Origin of the sequence: Bradyrhizobium sp. (assembly GCF_016462955.1) — a bacterium.
GTDB lineage: Bacteria > Pseudomonadota > Alphaproteobacteria > Rhizobiales > Xanthobacteraceae > Bradyrhizobium.
On record NZ_JAEMSD010000461.1, the window covers coordinates 1 to 4,854 of the forward strand.

Here is a 4,854-nt window from a genome sequence, read left to right on the forward strand (position 1 = left end):
GCAGGGTGGTGTTCGTGGAGACTGGCGAGGGCATCACCCATCGCGACTACGTGACGCGCGCCTGGACGCGGGATCCGCTCAAGGACGTGCTCGTGAAGATGTCGGCGACACCTTCGCTCGCGCTGACGCGCGTCGCCGCCACCAATCGCTAGCCTGGCGTGGATCAGGTCTTCGGCAGCTTCGGAATGCTCTCGGCAAAGCCGTTGAAGCAGGTCAGCCGTTCGTCCTCTTCCTTGAAGAAGCGGCAGTCGGCATAGCCCTTGGCCTTGGCCGGCTTCGGCTTCGGCGCCGGCGGGATAACCGCGTCGTAGCAGTTGAGGCGATCCTTGGTGCCGTCGTCGATCTCGAGGCAGGCCTGAAGGCGCACGGCGATCGATTGGGGCTTGCCCTTCGGAGCGGCGACAGCCTCCTTGGTGCCTTTCGGCTTGACCTGCACCAGCGGCTTGTCCCCCACCATGGGTGGCTTCTCGGTCTGTGCAAATGCGGAAGCTGAACAGAGCACCGCGGCAACCGCCAGAATCATCCTCATCTCAGTCAACTCTCTTTGGTCCCCATGACCGGCCTTCTAACGCTCTCCCGCGCAGTTTGCCAAGCACCTTGCGTGCAGGAGAGGCGGCATTCAGGCGGCGGCAGCCGTCGGACGGGGCCGGGTCAGGATCACCAGGATCAGCGCCAGCACGACGAAACCGACCGCGACGAAGCCGAGCGTGTGCAGGCGGTCGTGGGCAAACAGCAGCCCCCCGATGGCGGAGCCCACGGCCTGGCCGATATAGAGCACCGAGGTGTTGAGCGCGACGGTCGCCGATGCCAGCGGCGGCGCGGCCGCAACCAGCCGCACCTGCTGCATCGAATTCGTCGAGGCAAAGCCAAGTCCCCAGATCGTAACCGCGACCGCCATCAAGACCAGCGAGCCGGCGCCGAGCGCCCAGCCGGTCACGCCGGCGAGAAGCAGGCAGGTGAACAGCAGCGAGGTGCGATAGGGCCCCGATGTGTCGACGATGCGGGTGGCGATGACGACGCCGAGAAAGCCGCAGACGCCGTAGAGCGCGAACACCATGCCGATCGCATCGGGGCCAGCGCCGGTGAGCTTGTTGAGCAGCGGGCCCATGTAGGTGAACACGACGAACTGTCCCGACATTTGCAGCATCGTGATCGCAAGCAGCAGCAGGATCGTCTTGCTCCGGCCGACGGCGGCCCATGTCTTCAGATCCACCGGCGCGCCCTTCAGGCCCGCAGGCAGACGCAGCATCAACAGCAGGAAGCTGATGCAGCCGAGCGCGCCGATGCAGCCATAGGACGCGCGCCAGCCATAGCGGCTGGCGATGAAGGTGATCAGCGGCAGACCGACGGCAGCGGCCAAGGACCAGCCGAGGAAAATGTACGCAATGGTGCTGCCGCGGCGCTTCACCGGCACGATCAGCGCAGCCGTGCCCGCCGCCTGCGGCGTATAGAGCGCGCCGACGGCGAGCATCACCAGGCGAATGATCAGGAGGCTGGTGTAGCCGGGCGCGAAGGCCGAGGCGAGATTGCCGAAGGCAAGCACCGCAAGCGTGATCGCGAGCAGCATTCGCCGCTCGATGCGGCTGGTGAGCCAGGCCGTGAGCGGCGAGCCGACGCACAGCGTCACAGCGCCGAAGGTGATCAGTAGTCCGGCCGCATGGATGCTGACGTCGAGTCCCCCGGCCAATTCCGGCAGCATGCCCGCCGGCGCCAGCACCGAGCAGCCTGTGACGAGGTTGCCGAGCATCAGGGCGGTCGGCGCGAAACGGCCGGCGGCGGGGGCATTTTCCATGCAAACGCATGTAGCGGCGTCTCGTGACCAGTTAAAGGGTACCACGCCAAATAGTTGGATTGCGCCCGGTTTTGCGCGCCACTTTCTTGGAAATGCCGGATTGCGCGGGCCGAATCGCCTGATATATCGCTCGTTCCCGCTTACCTGCGCTCGTTCGCAGGAGTGAGCCTCAGGAGAAAAGCAATGACCGACCAGCCCAAATCCGAGTCCGGCTTCCAGTACAGCCTGTCCAACCTGAAGCCCGTGACCCCCGCTCCCAAAGTCACCCTCACCTTTCCCGACGGTGCCCGGCGTGAATATGACAAGGGCATCACCGGCCTCGACGTCGCCAAGGGCATTTCGCCGTCGCTGGCCAAGCGCACGGTTGCGATGGCGCTCGACGGGAGCCTCGCCGATCTCAACGACCCGATCGAGGACGATGCCAAGATCGAACTCGTCAATCGCGACGATCCGCGTGCGCTCGAACTGATCCGCCACGACTGCGCGCACGTGCTGGCAGAAGCTGTGCAGACGCTGTGGCCGGGCACCCAGGTCACCATCGGTCCGGTGATCGAGAACGGCTTTTACTACGATTTCTTCCGCAACGAGCCGTTCACGCCGGAGGACTTTGCCGCGATCGAGAAGAAGATGCGCGAGATCATCGCGCGCGACAAACCCTTCACCAAGGAAGTCTGGGACCGCGAGAAGACCAAGCAGGTGTTCCGCGACAAGGGCGAGGCCTTCAAGGTCGAGCTGGTCGACGCCATTCCCGGCACCGAGCCGATCAAGATCTACTACCAGGGCGACTGGTTCGATCTCTGCCGCGGCCCGCACATGACCTCGACCGGCAAGGTCGGCAACGCCTTCAAGCTGATGAAGGTGGCCGGCGCCTACTGGCGCGGCGACAGCAACAACCCGATGCTGACGCGCATCTACGGCACGGCCTTCGCCAAGCAGGAGGACCTCGACGCCTATCTCAAGCAGATCGAGGAAGCGGAGAAGCGCGACCATCGCAAGCTCGGACGCGAGCTCGACCTCTTCCACTTCCAGGAAGAAGGTCCGGGCGTCGTATTCTGGCACCCCAAGGGCTGGACCATCTTCCAGCAGCTGATCGCCTATATGCGCCGGCGCCTGACCGGCGACTACAACGAGGTCAACGCGCCGCAGATCCTCGACAAGGTGCTGTGGGAGACCTCTGGCCATTGGGGCTGGTACCGCGAGAACATGTTCGCGGCGCAGTCCGCCGGCGACGAGGCCGAAGACAAGCGCTGGTTTGCGCTGAAGCCGATGAACTGCCCGGGCCACGTGCAGATCTTCAAGCACGGCCTGAAGAGCTACCGCGACCTGCCGCTGCGCCTCGCCGAGTTCGGCGTGGTGCATCGCTATGAGCCCTCGGGCGCGATGCACGGGTTGATGCGCGTGCGCGGCTTCACCCAGGACGACGCCCATGTCTTCTGCACCGAGGACCAGCTCGCCGAGGAATGCCTGAAGATCAACGATCTGATCCTGTCGACCTATGCCGATTTCGGCTTCACCGGCGACCTCACCGTCAAGCTGTCGACCCGGCCGGAAAAGCGCGTCGGCACCGACGAGATGTGGGATCACGCCGAGCGCGTGATGGCCACCGTGCTGCGCGAGATCCAGTCGCAGAACAATCACATCAAGACCGAGATCAACCCGGGCGAAGGCGCGTTCTACGGGCCGAAGTTCGAATACGTGCTGCGCGATGCCATCGGCCGCGACTGGCAGTGCGGCACCACCCAGGTCGACTTCAACCTGCCGGAGCGGTTCGGCGCGTTCTATATCGACCATGACGGCGGCAAGAAGCCGCCCGTGATGGTGCACCGCGCGATCTGCGGCTCGATGGAGCGCTACATCGGCATCCTGATCGAACACTATGCCGGCAATTTCCCGCTCTGGCTCGCGCCGGTGCAGGCGCTGGTCACGACCATCACCTCGGAAGGCGACGAATACGCCAAGGTGGTGCTTGAGCAGGCGCGCCGCGCCGGCCTCCGGGCCGAGATCGACTTGCGCAACGAGAAGATCAACTACAAGGTCCGCGAGCATTCGCTGGCCAAGATCCCGGCGCTGCTCGTGGTCGGCAAGAAGGAAGCCGAGTCGCATTCGGTCTCGGTGCGCCGGCTCGGCAGCGACGGCCAGAAGGTAATGAGCACGGCGGAAGCGATCGCAGCGCTGGTCGACGAGGCGACGCCACCGGACGTCAAGCGGATGCGCGAGGCGGTCGCTGCGACCTAGCCGGCCCGCGCCGTCGTCGACATCGGGGGCGAGGCGCCGCGCGCGCAACTGCGCATCGCTTCGTCCCCGCATTCGGCAAGATAGAGAAACATCGTCGCGAGCATCGCTTCGAGCGCATCGCGGCCAGGCGGCAACAGCACGATCTCGCTGTCGCCCGGTCCGCAGCGCTGGAGCAGGCCCTGCCGCTCGGCATCCCGCAGCAAGGTCAGCACGTGCTTGCGCGACACCGAAAACCGCTTCGCCAGCGCGTTGATCGAGAGCGGCACCGGTTCGCGTGGCGGAAACGGCCCGTTCTTGTCTCCGCTCAGTGCCAGGCTGAACAGGATGACAATTCCGGCGTTGCGTTCGGCGAGCGACCCGAGTTCGGGCGCGCTGTCGAGAACGCGGAGACCTGCCACAAACCGCCGGCCAAGCGCAATCACGAACGCCCTCACGAAGTCCGGATCCATGATCGCGGCGCTGTACGCAGTCGCCCTCGGCAGCACGCTGCGCATTGCGGCGAAATGGGCATCCCAGCGCACCCGATGCAAAGAGATCAGCTTCTCGGTCGGCACCAGCAGCCGCTTGCGCCGATCCGGATCCGGCGCAGGAGCAAGCAGTCCGGTTGCCCGCATCAAGGCCAGCATCGCTTCGCAACGCCCCCGGCTGCACAGGTCGAGCTGTACGCAGTGCTCCTTCATGGCACCCACGGTCAGCCCCGGCTCGCCGGGTTCGATGCCCTGATGATGCAGGTAAAGCGCGACGTGGCCGAACAGCGCCCGGGCCCGATCGTTCAACAAGGCATTGAGCGGGCGACTTGATTGGTAGAGCGCGACTGCGCTGGCTGC

4 protein-coding genes and 1 pseudogene are annotated in these 4,854 nt (G+C 65.2%); 2 read left to right on the forward strand and 3 right to left on the reverse strand.

The window, feature by feature from the left end; all coding sequences use genetic code 11:
- Positions 1 to 152: pseudogene (locus JHD07_RS31635) on the forward strand (alpha/beta hydrolase); the annotation flags it as partial.
- A gap of 11 nt (positions 153 to 163) precedes the next feature.
- Here JHD07_RS31635 and JHD07_RS31640 read toward each other — a convergent pair.
- Both JHD07_RS31640 and JHD07_RS31645 read right to left on the reverse strand, forming a co-directional pair.
- Positions 164 to 529, reverse strand: coding sequence for a hypothetical protein (locus JHD07_RS31640; RefSeq protein ID WP_291629293.1), 366 nt, complete (start codon positions 527 to 529; stop codon positions 164 to 166).
- A gap of 90 nt (positions 530 to 619) precedes the next feature.
- On the reverse strand, positions 620 to 1,792 hold the full coding sequence (locus JHD07_RS31645; RefSeq protein ID WP_291629295.1) for an MFS transporter: 1,173 nt from the start codon (positions 1,790 to 1,792) through the stop codon (positions 620 to 622).
- A gap of 183 nt (positions 1,793 to 1,975) precedes the next feature.
- Here JHD07_RS31645 and thrS point away from each other — a divergent pair, with 183 nt between their 5' ends.
- On the forward strand, positions 1,976 to 4,027 hold the full coding sequence (thrS, locus tag JHD07_RS31650) for a threonine--tRNA ligase (RefSeq protein WP_291629297.1): 2,052 nt from the start codon (positions 1,976 to 1,978) through the stop codon (positions 4,025 to 4,027).
- On the opposite strand, the gene JHD07_RS31655 is transcribed toward thrS, so the two are convergent.
- Positions 4,024 to 4,854 (reverse strand): hypothetical protein (locus JHD07_RS31655; RefSeq protein WP_291629298.1); only part of this gene is annotated, 831 nt, incomplete at its 5' end. The genes thrS and JHD07_RS31655 overlap by 4 nt on opposite strands.

What these genes read in the sequence shown, in the direction of transcription:
- JHD07_RS31645 (WP_291629295.1), bottom strand. Translation starts at nt 1,792, where the DNA reads ATGGAAAATGCCCCCGCCGCCGGCCGTTTCGCGCCGACCGCCCTGATG.
- thrS (WP_291629297.1), top strand. Translation starts at nt 1,976, where the DNA reads ATGACCGACCAGCCCAAATCCGAGTCCGGCTTCCAGTACAGCCTGTCC.
- JHD07_RS31640 (WP_291629293.1), bottom strand. Translation starts at nt 529, where the DNA reads ATGAGGATGATTCTGGCGGTTGCCGCGGTGCTCTGTTCAGCTTCCGCA.